Source organism: Arthrobacter sp. FW306-05-C (genome assembly GCF_021801725.1).
Classification (GTDB): domain Bacteria; phylum Actinomycetota; class Actinomycetes; order Actinomycetales; family Micrococcaceae; genus Arthrobacter.
Genome location: NZ_CP084556.1, coordinates 778,887 through 802,611 on the forward strand (window position 1 = coordinate 778,887; position 23,725 = coordinate 802,611).

General features: G+C 66.5%; 23 protein-coding genes. 12 read left to right on the forward strand and 11 right to left on the reverse strand.

The features are described 5' to 3' along the window. The first annotated feature begins 9 nt into the window (after positions 1 to 9). On the forward strand, positions 10 to 1,326 hold the full coding sequence (locus LFT44_RS03665; protein ID WP_236801152.1) for a peptidoglycan bridge formation glycyltransferase FemA/FemB family protein: 1,317 nt from the start codon (positions 10 to 12) through the stop codon (positions 1,324 to 1,326). 84 nt (positions 1,327 to 1,410) lie between these two features. Next, positions 1,411 to 2,898 carry a threonine/serine ThrE exporter family protein gene (locus LFT44_RS03670; protein WP_236801154.1) on the forward strand — a complete coding sequence of 496 codons (1,488 nt, stop codon included), beginning with the start codon at positions 1,411 to 1,413 and terminating at the stop codon, positions 2,896 to 2,898. A 49-nt stretch (positions 2,899 to 2,947) separates the two neighbouring features. Here the strand turns inward: LFT44_RS03670 and LFT44_RS03675 are convergent, their stop codons facing one another. Both LFT44_RS03675 and LFT44_RS03680 read right to left on the reverse strand, forming a co-directional pair. Beyond that, entirely contained in the window at positions 2,948 to 3,790 is an 843-nt protein-coding gene (locus tag LFT44_RS03675) for a siderophore-interacting protein (protein WP_236801155.1), read from the reverse strand. Positions 3,791 to 3,804: 14 nt separating this feature from the next. Further along, a complete protein-coding gene (locus LFT44_RS03680; RefSeq protein WP_236801156.1) occupies positions 3,805 to 4,575 on the reverse strand; it encodes a uracil-DNA glycosylase in 771 nt (256 codons plus the stop codon). A gap of 95 nt (positions 4,576 to 4,670) precedes the next feature. On the opposite strand from LFT44_RS03680, the gene LFT44_RS03685 reads away from it, so the two are divergent. From LFT44_RS03685 to groL, 5 genes are all read left to right on the forward strand, one after another. Beyond that, a complete protein-coding gene (locus LFT44_RS03685; protein ID WP_236801157.1) occupies positions 4,671 to 5,000 on the forward strand; it encodes a DUF3263 domain-containing protein in 330 nt (109 codons plus the stop codon). 50 nt (positions 5,001 to 5,050) lie between these two features. Further along, positions 5,051 to 5,686, forward strand: a complete 636-nt coding sequence (locus tag LFT44_RS03690; protein ID WP_236801158.1) for a LytR C-terminal domain-containing protein — start codon at positions 5,051 to 5,053, stop codon at positions 5,684 to 5,686. A 66-nt stretch (positions 5,687 to 5,752) separates the two neighbouring features. Beyond that, on the forward strand, positions 5,753 to 5,959 hold the full coding sequence (locus LFT44_RS03695; protein ID WP_236801159.1) for a cold-shock protein: 207 nt from the start codon (positions 5,753 to 5,755) through the stop codon (positions 5,957 to 5,959). Between the two features lie 2 nt (positions 5,960 to 5,961). Then, complete coding sequence (locus tag LFT44_RS03700) at positions 5,962 to 7,224, forward strand: ABC transporter substrate-binding protein (RefSeq protein WP_236801161.1); 1,263 nt, start codon at positions 5,962 to 5,964, stop codon at positions 7,222 to 7,224. A 291-nt stretch (positions 7,225 to 7,515) separates the two neighbouring features. After that, complete coding sequence (groL, locus tag LFT44_RS03705; RefSeq protein WP_142131065.1) at positions 7,516 to 9,150, forward strand: chaperonin GroEL; 1,635 nt, start codon at positions 7,516 to 7,518, stop codon at positions 9,148 to 9,150. Between the two features lie 101 nt (positions 9,151 to 9,251). Here the strand turns inward: groL and LFT44_RS03710 are convergent, their stop codons facing one another. Beyond that, positions 9,252 to 10,571 carry an ABC transporter substrate-binding protein gene (locus LFT44_RS03710; RefSeq protein ID WP_236801162.1) on the reverse strand — a complete coding sequence of 440 codons (1,320 nt, stop codon included), beginning with the start codon at positions 10,569 to 10,571 and terminating at the stop codon, positions 9,252 to 9,254. Positions 10,572 to 10,840: 269 nt separating this feature from the next. Between LFT44_RS03710 and LFT44_RS03715 the strand changes: the two genes are divergently transcribed. Continuing rightward, positions 10,841 to 11,995 (forward strand): ribonuclease HI family protein, encoded by a 1,155-nt coding sequence (locus LFT44_RS03715; protein ID WP_236801163.1) that lies wholly within the window; start codon positions 10,841 to 10,843, stop codon positions 11,993 to 11,995. A gap of 63 nt (positions 11,996 to 12,058) precedes the next feature. Here LFT44_RS03715 and LFT44_RS03720 read toward each other — a convergent pair whose 3' ends face one another. The 4 genes from LFT44_RS03720 to LFT44_RS03735 form a co-directional block, all read right to left on the reverse strand. Next, positions 12,059 to 12,346 carry a WXG100 family type VII secretion target gene (locus LFT44_RS03720; RefSeq protein ID WP_236801164.1) on the reverse strand — a complete coding sequence of 96 codons (288 nt, stop codon included), beginning with the start codon at positions 12,344 to 12,346 and terminating at the stop codon, positions 12,059 to 12,061. 108 nt (positions 12,347 to 12,454) lie between these two features. Next, positions 12,455 to 13,966, reverse strand: coding sequence for a sensor histidine kinase (locus tag LFT44_RS03725; protein ID WP_236801165.1), 1,512 nt, complete (start codon positions 13,964 to 13,966; stop codon positions 12,455 to 12,457). Between the two features lie 2 nt (positions 13,967 to 13,968). Continuing rightward, positions 13,969 to 14,679 carry a response regulator transcription factor gene (locus LFT44_RS03730; RefSeq protein WP_142131055.1) on the reverse strand — a complete coding sequence of 237 codons (711 nt, stop codon included), beginning with the start codon at positions 14,677 to 14,679 and terminating at the stop codon, positions 13,969 to 13,971. A gap of 67 nt (positions 14,680 to 14,746) precedes the next feature. Further along, entirely contained in the window at positions 14,747 to 15,247 is a 501-nt protein-coding gene (locus tag LFT44_RS03735; RefSeq protein WP_236801166.1) for a DUF427 domain-containing protein, read from the reverse strand. Between the two features lie 244 nt (positions 15,248 to 15,491). Here LFT44_RS03735 and LFT44_RS03740 point away from each other — a divergent pair, with 244 nt between their 5' ends. Together LFT44_RS03740 and LFT44_RS03745 are read left to right on the forward strand one after the other, a co-directional pair. After that, a complete protein-coding gene (locus tag LFT44_RS03740) occupies positions 15,492 to 15,749 on the forward strand; it encodes a hypothetical protein (RefSeq protein WP_236801167.1) in 258 nt (85 codons plus the stop codon). Between the two features lie 5 nt (positions 15,750 to 15,754). Further along, positions 15,755 to 16,624, forward strand: a complete 870-nt coding sequence (locus LFT44_RS03745) for an FHA domain-containing protein (RefSeq protein ID WP_236801170.1) — start codon at positions 15,755 to 15,757, stop codon at positions 16,622 to 16,624. An 18-nt stretch (positions 16,625 to 16,642) separates the two neighbouring features. On the opposite strand, the gene LFT44_RS03750 is transcribed toward LFT44_RS03745, so the two are convergent. Genes LFT44_RS03750 through LFT44_RS03760 form a run of 3 tightly spaced genes read right to left on the reverse strand, consistent with a single transcriptional unit; the run spans position 16,643 to position 21,021 of the window. Then, positions 16,643 to 18,289, reverse strand: coding sequence for a DNA repair helicase XPB (locus LFT44_RS03750; protein WP_236801171.1), 1,647 nt, complete (start codon positions 18,287 to 18,289; stop codon positions 16,643 to 16,645). Positions 18,290 to 18,302: 13 nt separating this feature from the next. Further along, the gene (locus LFT44_RS03755; RefSeq protein WP_236801172.1) at positions 18,303 to 20,777 is read right to left on the reverse strand and encodes a helicase-associated domain-containing protein; all 2,475 of its coding nucleotides are present in this window, start codon (positions 20,775 to 20,777) and stop codon (positions 18,303 to 18,305) included. A 10-nt stretch (positions 20,778 to 20,787) separates the two neighbouring features. Continuing rightward, positions 20,788 to 21,021 (reverse strand): hypothetical protein, encoded by a 234-nt coding sequence (locus LFT44_RS03760; RefSeq protein ID WP_236801173.1) that lies wholly within the window; start codon positions 21,019 to 21,021, stop codon positions 20,788 to 20,790. Between the two features lie 228 nt (positions 21,022 to 21,249). Here LFT44_RS03760 and LFT44_RS03765 point away from each other — a divergent pair, with 228 nt between their 5' ends. Next, entirely contained in the window at positions 21,250 to 21,633 is a 384-nt protein-coding gene (locus LFT44_RS03765) for a cold-shock protein (RefSeq protein WP_018762148.1), read from the forward strand. A 6-nt stretch (positions 21,634 to 21,639) separates the two neighbouring features. Next, a complete protein-coding gene (locus tag LFT44_RS03770; RefSeq protein ID WP_236801174.1) occupies positions 21,640 to 22,218 on the forward strand; it encodes a DUF3027 domain-containing protein in 579 nt (192 codons plus the stop codon). 135 nt (positions 22,219 to 22,353) lie between these two features. Here the strand turns inward: LFT44_RS03770 and serC are convergent, their stop codons facing one another. Further along, the gene (serC, locus tag LFT44_RS03775) at positions 22,354 to 23,484 is read right to left on the reverse strand and encodes a phosphoserine transaminase (protein ID WP_236801175.1); all 1,131 of its coding nucleotides are present in this window, start codon (positions 23,482 to 23,484) and stop codon (positions 22,354 to 22,356) included. Positions 23,485 to 23,725: the final 241 nt, after the last annotated feature.

A 23,725-nucleotide genomic window follows, 5' to 3' on the forward strand; every position in this document is an offset into this window, starting at 1 on the left:
GGTCACCCCTTGAATACAGTTTCCGCCGCTACCGGGCTTGAATACGCCAACCTCAGCGACGCCGACTTCGAGGCCTTCGCCCTGAAGCATCGCCAGAACAGCTTCCTGCAGTCGATCGACTTTGCCCGCTTCCAGCGCGCCCGCGGCCAGAAGGTGGAACTCTTCGGGGTCCGGCGCGACGGCGAGCTTGTGGCCGCCGGAAAGCTGAACTACACCACCACCCGCCTGGGTTACACGGTCTGTGAATGCGCCAAGGGGCCCCTCATGGACTACACGGACCGGGCCCTGGTGGGTGCCGTCGTCGAACTTCTCCGCAAGCAGGCCGCAGGGCGCAAAGCTGCCGAACTGCGGATCTCCCCCAACATCAGGTACATCGCCCGGGATGCCGATGGCGCCGAGCACCCCGAGATCGAGGACAACCGCCCGCTGGTGGCGGACCTGGAGCGGCTCGGATTCCAGCACCAGGGCCTGGACATGAACTTCGTCAACGTCAACTGGATGTTCATCAAGAACCTCGTGGGCATCCAGGACGCAGAGGAACTGATTATGGGCACCAGCTACCGGACCCGGAAAGCCATTCGGAAAGCCGAAAAGAACGGCGTCTTCCTGGAGCAGGCCACCCTGGAAACCCTGGACGATTTCTACGGCGCCCTGAGCCGCGCCGGTGACGAAAAGGGCTTCGTCTACCGCGAACGTGCCTACTACGAGCACCTGCTCCGCACCACGTCGCCTGAATTCACCAAGCTCATGATGGCCAAGATCGACATCCCGGCCTACCGCAAATCCATCACAGAGCGCCTGGCCAAGGAATCGGCCACCGCAGCGGAGCTCCGCCGCGAAGTCGAGGAAACCGGCAGCAAGAAGAAAGCCAACCGGCTCAAGGTGGTCCAGGACCTGGTGGACAGCTACGAGCGGAGCCTGAAGGACATCGAACGGTTCCCCGACTCCGTGGGGACCGCCACCGTGGCCGCCATCCACTTTGTCTGCTACGGCGACGAGGTGGTGTGCGTCATCGGCGGCACCGTGCAGGACTACATCTACTTCAACGGTGCAACCTCCCTTTACTGGGGCATGATGCTGCACGCGCTAGAGAAGGGATACCCGCGCTACAACTTCTACGGCACCTTCGGCATTTCCGGGCAGGACGAGGAAGGCCACGGCGGGTACGAATTCAAGAAGGGATTCGGTGGGGAAGTGGTCCAGTTGGTGGGTGACTTCGTCCTGCCGGTGCGTCCCGCCGTCTTCCACGCCAATCGGCTGGCCCGGTCCGCGGTTGCAGCTGCCCGCACCGTGGTGGGCAAGCTGCCGCTGAAGCGCGCAGCCTGACCATCAACCAACCGCGCACTATCAAACTGCGCATCATCAAGCGACCGCGCATTACTAACCAATGCGCACAGGGAGGAAGCGGGCATGAATGACCGGCCCGAACAGCCAGGGTACCGGCCTAATACTGACGGCCTGCCCAAAACCCAACCGCTGACCCCTGCGCAGCTCCGCCAGGATGCCGCCGCCAGGCGAATGATCCGACGCCTGGTGCAGGGCGAGAATCCGCCTACGGCCCCCTTGAGCATCGTTGACCGCCTGGCCGGCAGCCCGTATGCGAACCCCACCATCCAGGTGGGCGGCGTAGACCAGTCCGCGCGCAAAACCCTCGACTTTGCGCTGCACCTGGCAGAGACCATGTTCCGCTACGGTGCCGGGGCGCTGGAGGTGGAAACCAGCATCATCGCGGTTACGGCCGCCCTGGGGCTGAAGAACATCGAGGTGGACATCACCAACCAGTCCGTCGGCATCAACTACGCGCCCAAGGACCAGACCCCCATCGCGCTGTTGCGCGTGGTGCGCTCCTGGACCAACAACTACGCCGGCCTGGCCAAGGTGCACCAGTTGGTCACGGACATCGTGGCCGGCGGCGTGGGCCGCGACGAAGCGATCCGCAGGCTCAACGAGGCCATCACCAGCCCCAAGCCGTACCCGCGCTGGATGGTCACTGCCGCGTTCGGTGTTTTCGCTGCGGTGTTCGTGGGGGTGCTGGGCGGGGGCCCGGTGTCCTCGATCATCGCGTTTGTGGCCAACATCGGCATCAGCCTGCTGGCCAGGCAGCTGGGCCGCTGGCGGGTCCCGGACTTCTTCATCACCGCCAGTTGCTCCTCCGTGGTCACCATCCTTGCCCTCCTGCTGTGGCAGTTCGGGCTAACCGCATCGCCGTCCATCGTGGTGGTGGGCGGCATCCTGCTGCTCCTGCCCACCGGGCGCCTGGTGTCCTCTGTGCAGGACGCCATCAACGGCTTCCCCGTGACGGCGGCAGGACGGTTCCTGTCCACGCTGCTGACCTTTGGCGCCATCGTGGCAGGAATTGCCGTTGCCTTCGTGGTGGGGGAGCTGACCGGGCTGCAACGCATCGACGTCACGCAGACGTTCCCGCCTGCCTACGATCTCTGGGTCCTCGTTGTCTTCGTTGCCGCGGCGGTGATGGCCATCGGCGTCACGGAACAGACCACGTGGAAGCTGCTGCTGCCCACGGCGGCCGTTGGCGTGGCCGGTTACCTGGTGCTGCTCGGCTGCGGTCTGCTGGGGATTGGCGACCGGTTCTCACCGGCCATTGCCGCCGTCGTCATTGGCCTCCTGGCCAGGGTGGTGGCCCTGCGGATGGGCGCGCCGCAGCTGGTGGTCGCCGTCCCCGCGGCACTGATCCTGCTGCCGGGCCTCACGATCTTCCGCTCCATGTACGTGCTCACTGTTGAAGAAGCCGAGATCCTGGCGGGCGCCGGAGGGATGCTCAGTGCCGGGGCCATTGTGCTGGGCACAGCCGGCGGCATCGTCCTGGGCGACGTCCTGGCACGCCCGCTCACCCGGAGCCTGGCCAGCAACGAGCGGCGCCGGGCGCGCCGCCGCTAGCCGCGGTGGTGCCGCCACTAACCCACGCGGCACCGCGGCTGGATCCGGCCTACAGAATCTGCCCGACCGGCAGCTTCTTCTCGGCCTGGAACACATCCTCCACCCGGCCCTGCGCCCAGTACCCCGAAAGGGACACCTGCCGGCGCTCCAGGCCCCGCTGCTTGAAGAGCACCTCGCGCAGTGCCTTCATGTACCCGCGCTCGCCGTGGGCAAAGACATCCACAGTGCCTGCTGGCCACTCGGCCCCGGCCACAGCCCTCACCAGCAGATCGCTGGACCCTGCCGGAACGCCGTTGCGCGGCAGCCAGGTGATCGCCAGGCCGGCAGGGGCGGAGATGGACTGGATGTCGGCCTCGGAACCGACCTCCAGGAAGGCCAGGCCGGTTGCCGCTGCCGGCAGTGACTCAATGCAGGCGGCGATGGCTGGCAGGGCTGCTTCGTCACCGGCAAACAGGTACCAGTCCGCGTCCGGGTTGGGGTTGTAGGCGCCGCCGGGACCGGTGAAGGTGAGCGGGTCACCGGCCTGGGCCCCGGCCGCCCAAGGACCTGCCAGTCCTTCGTCGCCGTGGACTACAAAGTCGATGGCGAGCTCCCGGGCCTCCGGGTCAACCCAGCGCAGCGTGTAGGTGCGCGTGAAGGGCCACTGTTCCCGCGGCATGGTCTCCCGGATGGCCCAGAGATCAAGGGGAGAGGGGTACTGGACGCCGGGCTGCGGAAAGACGATTTTCACGTACCGGTCCACGAACCCGTTGTTGGTGAAGTCGCTGAAGCCCTCGCCGCCGGCCACGATCCGGACCATGTGCGGCGACAGCTGCTCCTTGCGCAGCACCTTCAGGTTGACCTGTGGGCGGCTCTTCTTGGTGGCGCTGGTGGCGGCAGGGACAGTGCTCATAAGGCAAGCCTAAGCTAGGGCGACGGCGGCAGTTCCCAGGTTACGTCCAGCGCACCCTGTTCCCGGAGCAGTTGGTTGACGCGGCTGAACGGCCGGGAGCCAAAGAACCCGCGCGAGGCAGACAACGGACTGGGGTGGGCGCTGCTGACGGCGGGGGCTCCGGCCAGGAGCGGCCGAACGCCCTCGGCCTCCTTGCCCCACAGCACTGCCACCAGCGGCATCCTAGACCCGTCCGCAGCCTTGCGGTTGGCCAGCGCGGTGACTGCCGCCGTCGTGATCTCCTCCCAGCCCTTGCCGCGGTGGGAACCCGCCGCCCCAGCCCGGACCGTGAGTACCCGGTTCAGGAGCAGCACGCCCTGTTCCGTCCATGCCGACAAGTCACCGTGGACGCGCGGCGGAATGCCCAGGTCAGATTCCAGCTCGCGGTAGATGTTCACCAGGCTGCGGGGAAGGGGCCGGACGTGCGGCTCAACGGAGAATGACAGCCCGACGGCGTGTCCCGGCGTGGGGTAGGGGTCCTGCCCGACGATGAGCACCTTCACGCCCGCGAGGGGCTGGCGGAAGGCGCGCAGGACGTTCGACGGCGGTGGGAGGATTTGGTGCCCGGAAGCCTCTTCGCCTGCCAAAAATGCGAGCACCTTCCGGAGTTGGCCTTCCACGCTGTGGAGGGCCGCGGCCCAGTCCGGAGCCATGAGCTCTGCCAGCGGGAATTGGGCCAGGTCCGCAAAGCTGATGGCCTCCGCCGGGTCCTGCTGCAGCTCGAACAGCGCATCCGATTCAAACATCGTTCCATTGTTGCAGGCACCGCAAATGACACTCGTGTTATTCGGCCGGTAGCATAGGGGTAAGTCATTGACCGTAACCAGCGAAGGAGTGCGCCGTGGCGGAACCGGCCCGGGAACACCTGCCGGAGCAGGATCCAGGGAAGTCCCTCCTGGCGGATTTCAGCCTCCGCGAGTCCTCGCTTTCCGAGCGCGAACAGCAGATGCTGGCCCTGGAACGGCAGTGGTGGAAGTATGCGGGAGCCAAGGAACAAGCCATCCGCGACCTCTTCGATCTCTCCGCGACGCATTACTACCAGCTCCTCAACGCACTGATCGACCGCGAGGATGCCCTGGCCCACGATCCCATGCTGGTGAAGAGATTGCGTAGACTACGTACGTCGCGCCACCGTGCACGCACCGCCCGGCGCCTGGGATCCGACGCTTAGACGCCCCAGGCCGGGACAACAGCCGCAATCAACAAGGATGTCCTTCCACCATGACCAGATACGCCCGCGATGAATTCGACAAGGTCCCGGAGACCGCGTCGCGACAAGGTGTCCACCGGACGGCCTCGGCCCCGTCCCGCGTGCGGCTGTGGCCCATTTTGGCGGTGGGCGTGGCCGCCCTCGCCATTGGACTGGTCTCCTTCCTGATCCTTCCCAAGCTCGGCTTCAACACCACCGCCAGCCAGGCCTCGGCAACCGTCGAATCAGCCCCGCTGGCCGGAACCGGGTCCACGCCTTCGCCCACCCTGGGATCCTCAGCGCCGGCGTCAGCCCCGGCCCCGTCCGCCTCTGCCGAACCAACCCAGGGCAGCGGGCCCGAGCCAACTCCTTCCGCCACCCAGCAGGCCGTCGTCGACAAGACCCAGGCAGTGGCGGTTTACAACGCTGCCGGCACCGCAGGACTGGCCAGCCGTGTGGGCGGAACGGTCCAGGCTGACGGTTGGCGGCTCGGCCAGGTAGGCAACTGGTCCGGCGCCCCGCAGAAGTCCTCCGTGATCTTCTATGCCGGCCCGCAGCAGCTGGCCAGCGCGCAGGAGCTTGCCGGACTGTTGAACATCCCCACTGTGGTGAACAGCACCGAATTCCAGGTACCGCTCGTGGTGGTGCTCGGCCCGGGTTACCGGTAGCCGCAAGCCCTCCATCTACTCCGGCCCGCCCCCGAGGCCGGGCCCCAACGGAAAGAGTTGTCCATCATGGCACTGGGAACCGTGAAATGGTTCAACGCTGAAAAGGGCTACGGCTTCATCACCGTTGACGGCTCCGGTGACGACGTTTTTGTCCACTGGTCCGCGATCCAGGGGGAGGGTTACCGGGCCCTGGCCGAGGGGCAGCGGGTGCAGCTGGAGATCGGCGAGGGCGAAAAGGGCCCCCAGGCAGAAAACGTACGGCCCGCGCAGTGACGATGCCCCACCATTCCCCAGCGCGTGCCTTGGCAGGACTCGCCCTTTCCCTGGCAGGCCTCCTTTCCATGACGGCCTGCGCCGGCACCGGCGGCAACGCCAGGACAGAATCCGCGGAGGCCTCCGGCGACGGCGTCCTGCGGGTGGGCTTGATCCTTGACAACACCGGCGACAACGCCTTCCTCAACGCACCCCAGCTGGCCGCAGCCAAAGCGGCCATCCAGGACATCAACGCCGCCGGCGGACACAAAGGCCGGCCCGTGGAGCTGCTGCCGGTGCACCCGGACCAGGACACTGCAGCCCAGGCCAAGGATCTGGCGGCTGCCAAGGCGGACATAGCCATCGGACCCACGGACTCCAGCCACGCAACCGCCGCCGTGGACATCCTGTCCCGGGCCCACGTGCCGCTTATCTCCCCGGCCAACACTGCTGCCGGCCTCTCGACGAGCGCCAGCGGAGGCTACTATTTCCGAACCGCCGCAGCCGACGTCGCACAAGGGCCCGTGCTGGCCAAGCTCGCAAAGGACGCCGGGGCCGCCAGCATCAGCGTGCTCTACCAGGAGGGTTCCTACGGCAAGGACCTCTCCGCCGCGGTCACCGAAGCTGCCCAACAGTCCGGGCTTAAGGTCCTGCCCGGGGTGGGCTTCAAACCGGGGGATGCCGCCGAAGCCGCACGCTCCGTTGCGAAAGCCACTCCGGACGCCGTCGTCCTGGTGGCCAGGGATGGTGCGCAGGGCGCATTGGCAGAGCTCCACGACGCCGGCCTCAGCGGTTCGAAGTTCATCCTCAGTGACGGCGCCTTCGCCCGCTACGGATCCGGTCTGCCGGCGCGGGCCCTCGAAGGCGCCCGCGCCGTCGTCCCCGGCCAGCTCCCCACGGCAGCCTTCCAAGGGAAACTGCTGGCGGTGGACGCCTCCCTGAAGGACGTCTCCTACGCTGCCGAAACCTATGACGCCGTGACGTTGGCGGCACTCGCTGCGGCCCGGGCGCAGGATGACGCGGGGCGGTCCATCGCCGCGAACCTCATCGCGGTCTCGGGCGGAACTGCCCCCGGGGCGGGTACGCCGCAGGCTCCTTGCCGGAGTTACAAGGAGTGCCTTGGCGGCCTCGCCGCCGGCCCGGACATAAACTACGACGGCGAATCCGGCCCGGTTGCCTTCGACACCAACGGGGACATCACCACAGCTGCCTTCTCGGTCTTCACCTATGGGGCGGACAACAACCCCAGCCCCACCGGGCATGAAACAGCCGGACACTCCGGCTGATCGCCCTGGGCGAAGCCACTGCGGCCAGCGCCTTGTCCGCGCGTCTTATCGCTTGCACTCTAACCTGGGGAGTGCTAATTATTGAGTTAGCACTCTGACGTACCGACTGCTAAAGCAAAGCCTGGTTCCGGCCGGCGGCGCCCTGCATCGGCCGAGGAGCGAAAGAAACACCTCACTTCAGTGAGATCCCTGCGCGGAGGCATACAGAGGCCGCCGTTAAAGGATCGTCCGTCGCGGGCACTGCAGCGAAGGTTCATTCTTAACGACTGTCCCGAAAGGACTACTGCCGTTATGGCCAAGATCATTGCATTTGATGAAGAGGCACGCCGCGGCCTTGAGCGTGGCCTGAACACCCTCGCCGACGCCGTTAAGGTCACCCTCGGCCCGCGTGGACGCAACGTCGTCCTCGAAAAGAAGTGGGGCGCCCCCACGATCACCAACGATGGTGTTTCCATCGCCAAGGAGATCGAGCTGGACGATCCCTACGAGAAGATCGGCGCAGAGCTGGTCAAGGAAGTTGCCAAGAAGACTGACGATGTTGCCGGCGACGGCACCACCACGGCAACCGTCCTGGCCCAGGCACTGGTCAAGGAAGGCCTGCGCAACGTTGCCGCCGGCGCCGACCCGCTGTCCCTCAAGCGCGGCATCGAGAAGGCCGTTGACGCCGTCACCGCCGAACTGCTGAACTCCGCCAAGGAAATCGAAACCAAGGAAGAAATCGCGGCCACCGCCTCCATCTCCGCCGGTGACGACGAGATCGGTGCCCTCATCGCCGAAGCCCTGGACAAGGTGGGCAAGGAAGGCGTCATCACGGTCGAGGAGTCCAACACCTTCGGCTTGGAGCTCGAGCTCACCGAAGGCATGCGCTTCGACAAGGGCTACATTTCCGCCTACTTCGTCACCGACGCAGAGCGCCAGGAAACGGTCCTTGAGGACCCGTACATCCTGATCGTCAACTCCAAGATCTCCAACGTCAAGGAACTGGTTGCTGTCCTGGAAAAGGTCATGCAGTCCAACAAACCGCTGCTGATCATCGCCGAGGACATCGAGGGCGAGGCCCTGGCCACCCTGATCGTCAACAAGATCCGCGGCACCTTCAAGTCCGTCGCCGTCAAGGCCCCGGGCTTCGGTGACCGCCGTAAGGCCCAGCTGGCCGATATCGCCGTCCTCACCGGCGGCCAGGTCATCTCCGAAGAGGTTGGCCTCAAGCTGGAGAACGCTGGCCTGGAGCTCCTGGGCCAGGCCCGCAAGGTTGTCGTCACCAAGGACGAGACCACCATCGTCGAAGGTGCCGGCGACGCCGACCAGATCGCAGGCCGCGTGTCCCAGATCCGCGCCGAGATCGAGAACTCCGACTCCGACTACGACCGCGAGAAGCTGCAGGAGCGCCTGGCCAAGCTGGCCGGCGGCGTTGCAGTCATCAAGGCCGGTGCCGCCACCGAGGTTGAACTCAAGGAGCGCAAGCACCGCATCGAGGACGCAGTCCGCAACGCCAAGGCTGCAGTTGAGGAAGGCATCGTCGCCGGTGGCGGCGTGGCCCTGATCCAGGCCGGTGCCAAGGCATTCGCCAACCTTCAGCTGTCCGGTGACGAAGCAACCGGCGCCAACATCGTCCGCGTTGCCATCGACGCGCCGCTGAAGCAGATCGCCTTCAACGCCGGCATGGAGCCGGGCGTGGTTGTCGACAAGGTCCGCGGCCTGCCCGCCGGCCACGGCCTCAACGCAGCAACCGGTGAGTACACCGACCTGCTGGCTGCCGGCGTCAACGACCCCGTCAAGGTGACCCGCTCTGCCCTGCAGAACGCAGCTTCGATCGCCGGCCTGTTCCTGACCACCGAAGCAGTGGTTGCTGACAAGCCGGAGAAGGCTGCTGCCCCTGCCGGCGGCGACGACATGGGCGGCATGGGCGGCATGGGCGGCTTCTAAGCCTCCCGGCCGGGAACCCCTCCCGCCAACAAAAAAATGCGGCTCCCTCCTGGTGAGGGGGCCGCATTTTTTTGTGCCTGGGGAAGGGCCCGTCCGGGGCTCTACTTCCGGGCCGAATCCAGCATCCCCTGGACTTCCTTCTTGAAGGCCTCCGCGGCAGCCTGCGGGGTCAGGCGGTCATACAACACTTCATCCGTGTAGCGCTTGATGACGTTCTGGACGCTGCCCGCACCCACTGGTGGAACCGGAGGCGCATCCTTGATATCCGGAGCGATGTCCTTCAGGAAGTTGACCACCGTGGTGTCGGCCGGCTTCAGTGAGGGCGTAATGTCGGCGACGATTTCGCTGTTGGTGGGCACGCCCCTGTCCGTCATGAGGATGGCGCCGGCTTCGGGGCTGTTGGTGAGGTAGTTGATGAATTCGGCTGCCTGCTGGGCATGCTTGGAGCGGGAGGAAGCGGACCAGAACATGGTGGGCTTGTAGTACATGCCGTTTTCGGCCGAGGCGCCGTCAACGCTCGGGGCACGCAGCATCTTGATGTTGCTGCCGGTGGTGGCTTCCAGCGAACCCAGTTGGTTGGTCCACCACCAGGCCATGCCTACCCGGTTGGTGCCGAAGAGGCTCTGCTCAAGGCTCGCTCCTGCGTCTTCCGTCGCTACGTTTGCCGGCGGGCTGGCCTTTGAATCGCGCTGCTCCTTGAGCCGCTCCCAGAAGGAGGCAGCCGTGGCGGTCTCGAAGTCGAGCTTGCCGTCCTCCGAGTACAGGTTCTCGCCGTGCTGGCGGAGCCAGATGATCAGGTCGGCCTCGTTGCTGCCGTACGCGGCTCCATAGCTCTTTCCGTCGCCTGCGGCGCTGATCTTCGCCGCAGTGTCCATGAGGTCCTTCCACGTCCACGTCTTGTCGTCGGGAACCGGAACGCCTGCCGCCTGGAATACCTTGGTGTTGGCCATGATGACGTAGGCGTTCTGGCCGGTGCTCAGTCCGTACTGCGCGCCATCGTACTGGCCTGAGGCGAGTGCCTCCTTGTCCAGCTTGGACGTGTCGATGCCTTTCTGCTTGGACAGGTCCAGCAGCGCCCCGCGGCCCCCGTATTCGGCAATGTACTTCTGGTCCATCTGGATGACATCGGGCGCATCGTTGGCGGCGGTCTTGGTTGCCAGCTTGTCCCAGTAGCTGGACCATTCGCCCGGCTCGGCCTTGATCTTGATGTTTGGGTGGGACGCTTCGAACGCGGCGATGACCTTGTTTGTCTGTCCGTTCAGGTACTCGTTGCCCCACCAGGCGAACCGCAGGGTCACCTGACCGTTGTCGCCTGAACCGCCCGAGCCGCCGGCGGCACCGCAGCCCGTGGCCAGGATGGACAGAGCCACGGCCGCAGCGCCAAGCTGAAACCTCCGGCGGCTTACGACTGGAATCGTCATTGATGTTCCTTTCGGTTGGTTCCGTCACGCTCTGGCAGCCTTGCGAGCTGAAGAAGCTGCGCCTCAGAAACCGTTTTCTCGAGTTATGGTGCGATTCTTTCGCGTGGTCTACATCCCCGTCAAGGCTTTTCGGTAAGCGTTTTCCGAAAATTGCGCGCGTAAGGCTGCCGGCGTGGGACGCGCAGCCCGAGGCCGCGGCAGCCCCAGCAAAATGGGCTGCAGTAAGGCGGCCGCAACCCATTGCCGGCTGCTTCTGGCAGGATGGATTGGTGACGATTACTGCAGCGGCTGACGGTTCGGCCTTGGGAAACCCTGGCCCGGCGGGATGGGCCTGGTATGTGAATGACGATTGCTGGCGGGCCGGTGGCTGGCCGCACGGGACCAACAACCAGGGGGAGCTGATGGCTGTCCTTGACCTTTTGCGCGCCACTGCGCACCTCCCCGGGGAGGACCTGCGCATCTTGTGTGACAGCCAGTACGTCATCAACTCCATCACCAAGTGGATGCCGGGATGGAAGCGGAAGGGCTGGCGCAAGGCCGACGGAAAGCCTGTCCTGAACGTGGAACTGCTGAAGGAACTCGATCGCGAACTGGCCGGCCGTACCTACACCTTCGAGTGGGTCAAGGGCCACGCCGGGCACGACCTCAACGAGGCCGCCGACGAGCGGGCCAGGGCCGCGGCCACGGCTTACCAGCAGGGCGTGGCCGCACGTTCCGGCCCGGGGTTCCCCGGCGGACACCACCCGGGTGCACAGCACGACCTTTCACGCGGCCAGAACGGCCGCGAGCCTGCCCCGCACGCGCAGGCCCCCTCCGGTGTGGGCCTCCCGCCGGCCACCCTGGACATCCCGGCTGCTGCCCCCGCCCAAACGCCGGCAGTACCCCGGGAATCAGCGCGCCCTGGTGCAGCAGGCGGGGCAGCGGCACGCCCGGCAGCACCCAGCACGGGTGTACCCGCAGGTGGGGCCAACCAGCGCAGATCCGTCCCCGAGCCCGTGTCGGCCTTCGATGAACTGGACCTGTTCAGCGAACTGGACGATGAAGCCCTTGAAGTGGCCGAGGCAACGCAGCGGGCAGGCTCCATCCCGCCCGAGGCGCTGGTGGAGGAACTCGAACGCGAACTCCTGGGACCGCTGGTGCGGGGGGACATTGGCCGGACCGCGGTCCTTCTGCACCCGGACTTCATGGAGATCGGCAGCTCGGGAAGGGTCTGGACCCGGGACGCCATGATGATGGCCCTCGAAGAGGACCCCGGCGAGCGGACCGACATTGAAATCCTGGGTGCCGACCGCATCGGCACCAGCGCGGTCCTGCTGACGTACCGAAGCTTCGCCCGGTCCGGCACGACGCTCCGCAGCTCGCTGTGGGTCCTGGACAGCGGCCGGTGGCGGCTGAGGTTCCACCAGGGAACCCCGGAGGCCTAGAACCGGAGTACCAGCAGGGGGCTGTGCTGGCGGAGGGGCCGCGCCCTCACGTGAGACGCCGCATCAGCTGAACCGCTGCGTGTTCCCCAGCTCCGCCTGCGCGTAGGTGGCGGCCGCAGAGGCAAGGGCGGCATTGATGGACGCCAGCGACGCTTCCACGCGGCCCTGCGTGATGGTCCATTCGGTGACGAGTGCCTGGAAGTTGGTGGCCGCGGAACCCCGCCATGAGCCCTGCAGCTCATCCAGGCCCCGCTTCATGGTCTGCACGTCAGCGCTGATCCGGTCCACGGTGGCCTGGACGTTGGCCGACTTCAGCTGCAGTAGTTCGGTGTCGACGGAAATGATGCTCATGGCTGTGCCTTTCGCTGCGGCGGGTCCTCAAGGGGTCCCGCGCCCGGCGGGTCCGGGCTGCTGTGACGAGCCTACGGAGCAGTGCCAGGCGGGAGCCACGGCCACGGGTTATATGTGGATAACCGATCCGTCGCTGCCCGCGGCCCGGGCGGTACTGTCGTCAGCGGCGTCCTGCCCGCCGTCGCTGTCACTGCCTGGTGTGTCGGCACGCCGCGGAAGGCTTACCACCAGGGTTGCGCCCCCGCCGTCGGTCTTTTCCACCCGCACCGTGCCCCCGTGGGATCCCACGATGGCTGCCACGATGGCAAGGCCCAGTCCGCTGCCGCCCGTCTCCCTGGTCCGGGAAGTGTCCGCCCGGTAGAAGCGTTCAAAGACCTTGGCCGCGTCTTCTTCCGAGATGCCCGGCCCGTGGTCCCGTACTTCGATGATGGACCGTTCTCCGCCGTCGGTTTGGCGGACCCCGACGGCCAGTTCGATGGGGCTGCCCTCCGGGGTGTAGCGCAAGGCATTGCCTACGAGGTTTCCCACCACTTGGCGCAGCTTGGCCTCATCACCAAGGACCGGTGCCGGGGCCGCTGCTCCGCCGTCGAGCCCCGTGAGCGAAATCGCCCTGGAACGGTCGCTGGCCTGGGTGTCCACCACCGCGTCATGGGCAATCAGCTGCAGGTCCACCGGCTTTTGCTGCAGCGGCCGTTGCTCGTCCAGGCGGGCCAGCAGCAGCAGGTCCTCGACCATGGAACCCATGCGCTTGGCTTCGCTTTCGATGCGGCCCATGGCCGTGGCCACGTCCTCGTCCGTCGCCAGGGCACCGTGGCGGTACAGCTCGGAGAATCCACGGATGGTCACCAGGGGAGTGCGCAGCTCGTGGGACGCGTCAGCGGCAAAGCGGCGCATCCTGGCCTCCGAGGCGGTCCGCGCCGCGAAGGCGGTCTCGATGTGTGCCAGCATGGCGTTCAGGGAACTGCTCAGCCGGCCCAGCTCGGTGGCAGGGTTTTCGACTTCCACACGCCGGGAGAGGTCGCCGGCGGCAATGGCGGCGGCTGTCTTCTCCACCCTGGCCAGCGGCCGGAAGGCGCGCGAGACGGTCCAGCTGGCTATGAGCGAGGCGAGCAGCAGGGTCAGCAGGCCGACGCCGGTGACCACCAGGGTGGCATGCTTGAGGACGTCGTCGACGCTCTCCAGGGGCAGCCCGATCACCACCACGGACGTGGTGGGTCCGTTCTGGACGGTCACCGCCACCACCCGCCAGTTTTCGCCGTCCGTCCCGCGGACCTGGAAGGGAGCCAGCTGGAGCGCCTGGGCCTGTTCCACCGAAATGTTGCCGATGTCCGGATGGTCGTCCGGGTCCCCGCCGAAGGTGTACGGCTGCTCACCCGGGGTGAAAAGCATCAGGGAGTAGTCAGTGGGGATTGGGCTGGGTGCCTGCAGTTGGGTGAACGAGCGTTGTTTCCGGGCAGAGTCGACGGCGGCGTTGAGTTTGTCGTCCACCTGGCCCTGGAGGTAGGTGTGGAGGAGGGTCAGCGTCACGGCTCCGGTCACCGTCAGGGCCACGATCAGGAGGGCCATGATCATGGCCACCAGCTGCGACCTGAGCGAGGCCGACTTCCACCGTTTGAGCAAGGTCAGCGCTTTTCGGCCGTCCGCAGCACGTAGCCCACGCCGCGCTTGGTCTGGATCAGGGCCGGTGCGTCGGGGTCGATGTCCACCTTCCGCCGGAGGTAGGAGATGTAGGACTCAACAATGGACGCATCGCCATTGAAGTTGTACTCCCAGACGTGGTCCAGGATCTGCGACTTGGACAGCACCCGGTTGGGATTGAGCATGAGGTAGCGCAGCAGCTTGAACTCCGTGGGGGAGAGCTCGATGACCGTGCCGCCGCGCCGTACTTCGTGGGCGTCGTCGTCGAGTTCCAGGTCGTCCACGCGGATCACGGCGTCGTCGTCCAGCAGGGGCTGGGTCCGGCGGAGCACCGCCCGGATGCGCGCCACCACTTCATCCAGGCTGAAGGGCTTGGTGACGTAGTCGTCCCCGCCCACGGTCAGTCCGGTGACTTTGTCCTCGGTGTCGTCCTTTGCCGTCAGGAAGAGGACGGGAAAGTGCTTCCCGGAGGCGCGGAGCCGGCGGGTGACAGTAAATCCGTCCATGTCGGGGAGCATGACGTCAAGCACGGCCAGGTCAGGGGCGTGGGTGTCGGCCGCGGCCAGGGCATCGCGCCCGTTTGCTGCGGAGACCACTTCAAAGCCGGCGAACCGCAGTGACGTGGAAAGGAGCTCGCGGATGTTGGGTTCATCATCAACGACGAGCAGCCTGGCTTCTGGACCGTTCTTGTTCATGCTCCCATCATGCTCCCAGTCTCTGGGAGTTGTCTGGATATTCGTTGTGAGCATGATGGGCTTGGCCTTACCAGCCCATGGTTCCCGGTTCCCCCTTGAAAGGGCCCACAACCCGGCTGGTGATCCAGCCGCCGTAGAAGCGGCCCGGCTGTGCAGTGACCCGCTCACCGTCCACCTCGCAGTAGTCCATCCGGCCCGGGTAGACGGCAACCCTGCCGGCCAGCGCCTCAAAACCTGGCGCCGGCTCGGGGTAGGACCACGCGGCGCTGTCCGCTTCCTTCCCGCCGCCGCAGACGGTCAGGTACTTCGCAGCGCCCTTGAACTCGCAGAAGCTGCTGCCCGAGGACGGCTCCAGCGCGCCGGCGGCAAATGCCGACTCGAGGACGTAGTACACGGGCGGGTGGCTGGTCTCCAGGACCCGCAGTGAATCCGTGGTGTCGAGGATCAGCTCCCCGCCCAGGACAATGCGGATGCGCTCGCTGCTGGCTTCGATCCGGGGCGGGCGGGGGTAGTCCCACACCGATTCCTGCCCGGGGCCGGGGGTGGCACGAACGATTCTTGTAGTCATACTTACAGTCTGAGTCCAGCAGCCCCTTTCTGCATCAGGGAACCCAATTTGTGGAAAGAACGTTCAGCCCCTGCCGTCTTCCGCAGCCTGTGGCGCCGGAATACAGTGATGCTTGCCGGGCACCTGCGCCCGGCGCACCAGCGTTCCAACGGTTCCCCCGGAGTGCATGCATCCGCCGGCGGGAGCCGCGCCAACACCGGTAGTTATTGGATAGTTCCTGACCCAATGAAGGGGATAGATCATCATGACTGACTTGAGCGCCACCGAAAACGCAGCCGCAGGCGACCGCACGATCCGGGACTGGGCAGACCTTGCCGAGGAGATGTGGTCCTATCTCACTGGCAAGGGTGCAGCCATCAATTACCAGTTCATCGACATGACCGTCGAAGTTCCGCGGGATATTGGCCCCGACGCGCCGCGTGCCACCTGGAAGCTCAATGGCAGCCTGCGGGTCACCACCAGCGACCGGGACGTTTCCGGGCCGGACGCGAACCGCGGCTGACCAAAATGGCGGAGAACCGTCTGGACGTTGATCTGGACTTTTCGTACACCGACGAATCCGGTGCGGTCACATCGGGCAGGGCCAGGGCAGCGGGAACGGAAGTGACGGTGTCCCTTGAGGGGCTGGGGCCGTTGACCGGCAGCGGCCTGCCGTCGCTGGATGAGGTCAAGCCGCTGGCTGAGATGCTCGCCCGCAAGGGGCTGACCGTCACCCTGGCCGGCCCCGACGGCAACATCGTCAGCCTGGGCAAGGTGGACAGCCCTGCTTCGCAACGGCTGGTGACGCGCTCACCCCACATCAAGCTGGGCAAACTCGGCTCCCTGCTCCCGCTGGTCAGGCAGGGCAGGCGTGGGTCCAAGGGGGTACCGCTGCTGCCGCCGTCCACACCTTTGCCATTGGTCCCCACGGTCCAGCGGAACATTGTCCGCCGCATTACCACCACCCATTACGCCAGGGGTGGTGGACGGCCGCGCCTGATCTTCGTCCAGGACGCCGCCACGTGGACGGGGCAGATTCCGCGGGAGGTAGCCCTCACGGGAGATGTCACGACCATCGGCAGCGGCGATGGATCCGATGTCCAGCTGGAGGGTTTGGAGGCACTCCACGCCGAAATTGTGCACGACGACCAGGACGAATACGTGCTGGTACCGCATGCGGACGTCAGCGGCAGTGTCCGCCGCAACGGGCCCTCCGTGCTGCGGACAGGTGCCAGGATGCAAATGGGGCAGTGGTGCCTGGCATTTTTCCGGGAGGAATTCGCTGACCACGGACGTCCCTTTGGCGGGCGCAGCGGCGGGGAACTTGCCTACGAACGCCCCCAGCTGGACCCGCGGACAGGAACCATGGAGCGGGACAGCTCGGAATACATCCGCTAGGAGGGCGCCCGCGGCGGATCAGTCGGCTGCGGCAACGTCCTTGGCGTCCATGATCCGGTACGCATACCCCTGCTCTGCCAGGAACCTCTGGCGCTTGGCGGCGAAGTCCTGGTCCAGGGTGTCGCGTGCCACGAGGGAGTAGAAGCGCGCCGCCCGGCCGTCTTTCTTGGGCCGCAGCAGCCGGCCCAGCCGTTGGGCCTCCTCCTGCCGGGATCCAAAGGAGCCCGAGACCTGGATGGCCACCGAAGCCTCAGGCAGGTCGATGGAGAAGTTGGCCACCTTGGACACCACCAGGGTTTGCAGTTCTCCCGCGCGGAACAAATCAAAGAGCTTCTGCCGTACCTTGACCGACGTGTCGCCCTTGATGACGGGCGCCTCCAGGCGCTCGCCGAGCTCATCCAGCTGGTCGATGTACTGGCCGATCACCAGCAGCTGTTCACCCGTGTGCCGGGCCACCAGTTCCTCCACCACCCGGGTCTTGGATTCGGAGGTGGCGCAGAGCCGGTACTTGTCGGCGTCATCGGCCATGGCGTAGGCGACGCGTTCGTCCTTGGGCAGGTCCACCCGGACCTCAACGCAGTCCGCGGGTGCGATGTAGCCCTGGGACTCGATGTCCTTCCACGGCGCGTCGTACCGTTTGGGACCGATCAGGCTGAAAACCTCGCCTTCGCGGCCGTCCTCCCGGACCAGGGTGGCAGTCAGCCCAAGCCGCCGACGCGCCTGCAGGTCTGCGGTCATCCGGAAGATCGGTGCCGGAAGGAGGTGGACCTCGTCATAGATGATCAGTCCCCAGTCATGGCCGTCCACCAGTTCCAGATGGGGATAGATGCCGCCCCGCTTGGTGGTGAGCACCTGGTAGGTGGCGATGGTTACCGGCCGCACCTCCTTGAGGGCGCCGGAGTATTCACCCACCTCTTCCTCGGTAAGGGAGGTGCGCCGGAGCAGTTCGTCCTTCCACTGCCGGGCGGCGACGGTGTTGGTGACCAGGATCAGTGTTGTGGTGGAACCGGTGGCCATGGCCGCGGCGCCCACCAGGGTTTTGCCGGCGCCACAGGGCAGCACGACTACCCCGCTGCCGCCCGCCCAGAAGTTCTCGCTGGCCAGGCGCTGATACGGCCGGAGCTGCCACCCGTCTTCATTGAGCGAAATCAGGTGCGGGGTGCCGTCCACATAACCGGCCAAGTCCTCCGCGGGCCAGCCGAGCTTCAGCAGCAGCTGCTTGAGCTGCCCCCGCTGCGAGGCGTGCACCACTACCGTCTCGCCGTCGATCCTGGGTCCCAGCAGCGGGGCGATCTTCTTGGCCCGGATCACTTCCTCCAGGACGGGATAGTCATCGGTCCGCATGACCAGCCCGTGGCGGGGGTCCTTTTCCAGGCGCAGCCGGCCGTACCGGGACATGGTTTCTTCGACATCGATCAGCAGTGAATGCGGCACAGGGAAGCGGGAGTATTTCAGCAGCGCGTCCAGTACCTTTTCGGCGTCCAGCCCGGCGGCACGGGCGTTCCACAGGCCCAGCGGGGTAAGCCGGTAGCTGTGCATGTGCTCGGGCGCACGTTCCAGCTCGGCGAAGGGCGCAATGGCGTGCCGGGCTTCGGTGGCCAGCTCGTGGTCCACCTCGAGGAGGATGGTCTTGTCGCTTTGGACGATCAGGGGTCCGTCGGTCACGCGGGGGAATCCTTTACTGGCGCAGTTCCTCTGCGGCCTCGATGTCGATGATGCGGTGGACGGACAGGACCCGTTCGGTGTCCTTGGCCGGATCGAACACGCGGACCCTGCCCCCGCTTACTGATAGCGGAACAACAACTTCCAGGCTGGCATTCCCCAGGTTGTCCACCACGTTCATGTTGATCCGCTGCTTGAGCCGAATGGCCCTTTGCAGCGCCTCAAGCCCCAGCTGCGTGGCAACCTCGCTGCCGCTCGCTGCTCCGGGGTGGTGCCCGACGGCGGTGCCGGCTTGCCGCAGCACGTCCAGCTGCGCTTCCACTTCCTCAGCCGCGGGCGCCATCCGCGGGGCGGTGTACACCGGGCGCAGGCTCTCCTGGGGTGCAGCGGACCGGCGGAGGTGCGCTGCGGGTTCGGCGCCGTCCACCGACGGCGAGAGGCCCAGGCTGCGGAGCACGGCGGCAAGCTCGCGGGGCGGCGCGGAGGACGCGACAACCGTGGGGGCCAGCCTGACGAGGCCCAACTGGGCAGCCTTCGGTCCCGCCAGCAGGTCCGTAAGCGCGGTTTCATCCTCACTGTGGATGAAGCTCGCAGCCTGGCCTACGTGCAGCCTGCCGTGCCGCGACGCGGTGTCCTCCACCAGGTACTGCAGCGGCTGGGGAACCGCCGTGGCCGAGTGCTCCCGAAGGAACGCCAGCAGGCTGGCGGCGTCGTAGCCGCCGTCCAGTGCGCGTTTGATCGACTCCGCGGAGAACCGGTAAATGGTGGCAGGACCCTGCCCCTCGGCGTCGGCCATTCCCTGGAGCTGTTCCGTCAGTGCAGGGGAGAGGTAACCGGGAGCAACAGCGGTCAGGTCAGCCTGCAGCAGCACGTGGTTCAGGGCGGCGGGCAGATGTTCGCCCAGAATGGCAAGGGCGGCATCGGGGTCGTCCTCCGCGAAGGCGCTCCCCAGCTGGCTCAGGGCCCCGGAGCCCACCAGGCCCAGCATTTCAGCCTCGGCAAGGACGCCCCGGATCAGGGAACTGAACCGCCGGGCCATCCGCGGCTGGGACCATTCGGCGCGCTGCAGCACCGCGGCGGCATCAAGGACGGGCGCGCCACCGTCGCCGTCCTCGGCTTCCCGCGTCAGCTCAAGCAGGATTTCCAGGATGCGTTTGCGGACCACCGGGGCATCCGGGCGCTGGGCACCCGCGGACAAGGCGGCGATCGTGGTGCCGGAGGCCGAGCGGGCGGCCGCCGCTCCAGGCGCTGAATTAACGGGTTGGCCCACCATGGAGGGCACGCGCTCGCTGGCCAGCCAGGCGTTCACCAGCCACAGCCATTGTTCCTGCCGGGGCAGGACCAGCCACTCCAGCTCCGGCGGCTGCACCCACGATGACGAATCGACGTCGAGGCGGATCAGGCCGGCCAGGCCGCACAGCTCCAGCAGCCGGCCCACCGCGCCCTGGTCAATGCGCAGCTGGTCGGACAGCCGCCGCAGCTCGCGGACGCCCACGCCCCCGCTTCGCAGGGTGGCCAGCGGCTGCGTCTTAACCGCATGCAACAGTTCGGAGACCAGCCGAAGGGTTTCGGAAATAGCACTCAGGGCCGCATTCCTGCGCAGCGCCGCGGTGGTGCGGCCAAGTTCGGCAACCGGCGGTGAAAGGGTGAAGTCATTGATGATTGCGCCGCCGCGCAGTGCCAGTCCCACGCTGTGCGGCAGCTCAACGTGCGCCGCGTCCAGCGGCACCAGCAGCCCGCGTGCAAGGAGCCAGTCCACGGGCCCGACGTCGGCCCCCTCCGTGGCGACCGAGGCTTTCCGTTGCGCCTGGGGGACGGCACCCATGGCCCAGTTCCGGAACTTGGCAAGCAGCGCCGTCGTCCGCTCCGGGGCCTTGGCCAGGATGTCCTGCAGGGCTTCGGGGGACGATGTCCAGTGCTGAAGCGCCAGAGCCGCCTCCATCGGCGTGGTGGCGCCGTGGATCGCGAACCCGCTGCGGTGCAGCTCGGCGACCAGCTGCACCGCCCGTTGCGCGAAGGCCGGCTGAAGGCGGACCAGCTCCGTGTAGCTCCGCCCCAGCCCTGCCGGGTAGATGCCCACCACGTCCTTGAGCGAGCCCACCGGCAGGAAGAATTGCTGGTCGGCCGCGGCAGGGGTGCCGTGCGGGGGAGCGGCGGGGTGCACCAGGGCAAGCTCCTGCAGGGTGCCGATGATCTGCTCAACGACTGCCGGCGAGGAACCGCGGATCAGCTGGTGCAGGCCTTCCGCCGAGGCGCTGTGCCCGGTGTCCGTGTTGGTGCAGAGGTGCAGGGTCTCCAGGACCTGCATCTGCGGGCGGTTGAGCCGCTCGAGGGCGCGCTGGACGCTGACACGGGAAGTGGCGCGCGCCGCCAACGCCGCGAAATCCGGAACGGAGGGGGAGATGAGGTCCGGCCGCGCGGCGAACAACGCCCGCAGCGAATCGTCGCTGCGTGCCTCCAGTTCCATGCCAAGCGCGCGAATAAGGGACATCACTCCAACGTTACCGCCGCTCAGCCTTTCCCGCCCGCCGACGGGCGGCGACGCCGTCCAGGACCACTACCAGCATCAGGATGAAGGCCACCGGGAGGCCGTACAGCGCGGAGTAGGTGACCCACGTGGGGGCCACCGACCCGGTGAAGGCAAGCGCCATGACCATCCCTACGGCTATGAGGGACAGCACGGCAATAACAGCGGCGAGGACCATCAGCGGCCGCCGGTAACGCGAAGGAGTCATGGACGTAACGCTACAGCGGCTGCATTGGTGGGGTTAAACACTCCCGGCGCCCTTGCGCCTGCGGCGGAACAGTGCTGGGGAAAGCGTAATGAGGGCATCCGGCAGGATAACCTTGAAGGATACAGACCAACACGGTTTGCGCTTGCCATACCTTGAACCCGCACAACAATGCGGATGCGGTGGCAGGCGGCCGTGTCTCATGACAGCAGAACGAAGAAGGTTGATTACGTGCCTACCGGCAAGGTCAAGTGGTATGACAAGGACAAGGGCTTTGGGTTCCTCGCGGGCGAAGACGGCCAGGAGGTCTTCCTGCCCAAGTCGTCGCTGCCCGAAGGGGTAACGGAGCTGAAAGCGGGCACCCGGGTGGAGTTCGGTGTGGCGGACGGCCGCAAGGGAGCGCAGGCACTGGGCCTGCGGGTGCTGGACAAGACCCCGTCCATTGCCAAGGCGAAGCGTCCCAGCGCCAAGGACCTCGCCCCGCTGGTGCAGGATCTGGTGACTGTCCTGGACAATCTGTCCGGCACCCTCTCCAAGGGCAAGTACCCGGACGGCAACAAGGGCAAGGCCATTGCTGCCGCCCTGCGCAAGGTTGCCGACGAGCTGGACGTTTAAGCGCCCATGAATCCCCAATCTGAACAGCCGGGCGCGCCAGTGCAGGAGCAGGCTGCCAAGACCCCGCCCAAGCGCAAGGCAGGCGTGCCCGTCTGGCGTACGGGCAAGCCTGACGCTTTCCTGGCCGCGGCTGTTGATGCCGCCCGGACCGCAGTGGAAAGCATCACGCCGGCTGCCACCATCGGCGCGCACCTTGCGGCCAAGAGCGAGGGCGACCGGCTGGTGACGCACCTGTTCGAGTCCCGGCTGCCCGGCTACGCAGGCTGGCAGTGGTACGCGGTACTGACCCGCAACTCGCGCTCCAAGGTGGTCACGGTCAACGAACTGGGCCTGCTGCCGTCCGAGGATTCCATCCTCGCCCCGGAGTGGGTACCGTGGGCCGAGCGTGTCCGTCCCGAGGACGAACAGCCGCAGGAGCCTGAAGCGGGTGGCCACGAAGCAGAGGCCCAGGAAACAGACGGCCAGGAGAACGGTGGTCCCTTGACGGCGGAACCCGCCGAGGCCGGCACCGGCCACGCTGCAGAAGGGGACTCAGCGCCGGCAGTGGAATTGGCGGACGACGACGGAGCGCAGGCAGGAGCCTAGCCGCACCTTTACCGCGAGGCCGGCCCCGCCCTTTGCCAGCCACAACGAAAACGGCGCCGTCCGGGATAAACCCGGGCGGCGCCGTCGTACGTCAAGCGTGCCAGCGTAGGGACAGGGCCTAATGGTCCACTGTGCCTACTTGCGCAGCTCGCCCACCACGTAGTCAATGCTGGCAAGCAGGGCCGAGACGTCGCTGGGCTCGATGGCCACGAAGGTGGCGATGCGCAGCTGGTTGCGGCCCAGCTTCCGGTAGGGCTCGGTGTCCACGATGCCGTTGGCGCGCAGGATCTTGGCCACTGCGGCGGCGTCCACCGACTCGTCGAAGTCGATGGTGGCGATGACGTTGGAGCGTTCCTCCGGCTTGGCAACGAACGGGGTGGCGAAATCGGAAGCCTCGGCCCAGCTGTAGATGCGTCCGGCTGAATCGGCGGTACGTGCAGCCGCGAAATCCAGGCCGCCGTTGGAATTCAGCCACTGCACCTGGGCATCCAGGGTCACCAGCGTGGACAGCGAGGGCGTGTTGTAGGTCTGGTTCAGGCGGGAGTTGTCAATGGCAGTCTGGAGGTCCAGGAAGTCCGGGATCCAGCGGCCGCTGGCCTTGATGCGGGCGGCCCGGTCAAGAGCGGCGGGGGAGAACAGGCCAAGCCAGAGGCCGCCGTCAGAGGCGAAGTTCTTCTGGGGCGCGAAGTAGTAGACGTCGCTCTGGGCAACGTCCACATCCAGGCCGCCGGCAGCCGAGGTGGCGTCCACCAGGACAAGCGATCCCTCGTCGACTCCGGAAACCCGCTGGACCGGGGCCGCCACACCGGTGGAGGTCTCATTCTGAGGCCAGGCATAAACGTCCACCCCGGCCTCGGCCTGTGCCATTGGTCGGGTGCCGGGCTCGGACTTGATGATCGAGGAGGCTTCCAGGAAAGGTGCCTTGTTGGTGGCCGCAGCGAACTTGGACCCGAACTCGCCAAAGGAGAGGTGCTGGGCCTTCTTCTCCACCAGGCCGAAGCTCGCGATATCCCAGAAAGCAGTGGAGCCGCCAATGCCAAGGACAACCTCGTAGCCTTCCGGGGCGCGGAAGAACTGGCTCAGCCCTTCACGGACGGACCCCACCAAGTTCTTGACCGGGGCTTGGCGGTGAGAGGTGCCGAGGATGGTTTTGGACGCTGCGGCGAGGGCATCGATCTGTTCCTGCCGGACCTTTGACGGACCGGCACCGAACCGTCCGTCCTTGGGCAGGAGGTCGGCGGGAATCGTGATGCTGGTGTCGCTCACAGGTGCTCCAATTTCGGCGGGGACGAACGCTTTGGTCCGCACGGGCGGGTTGTGGTGGCCGGCAGCCGGGCGGCGGCTGTGCCATAGGCCTTTTCCATTCTGCCTGAACAGCGGCGCTGGGCGGCAACCGGCAGCGGCAAAGTCCAGACACTGAGACAACGCGGCGGGCGTGCAAGTGTCCCGCGTGTGCAACCCTTCCGCGTGCACCTGTTGCGGCTCCCCTTGGGGCCGCAGCTATTCG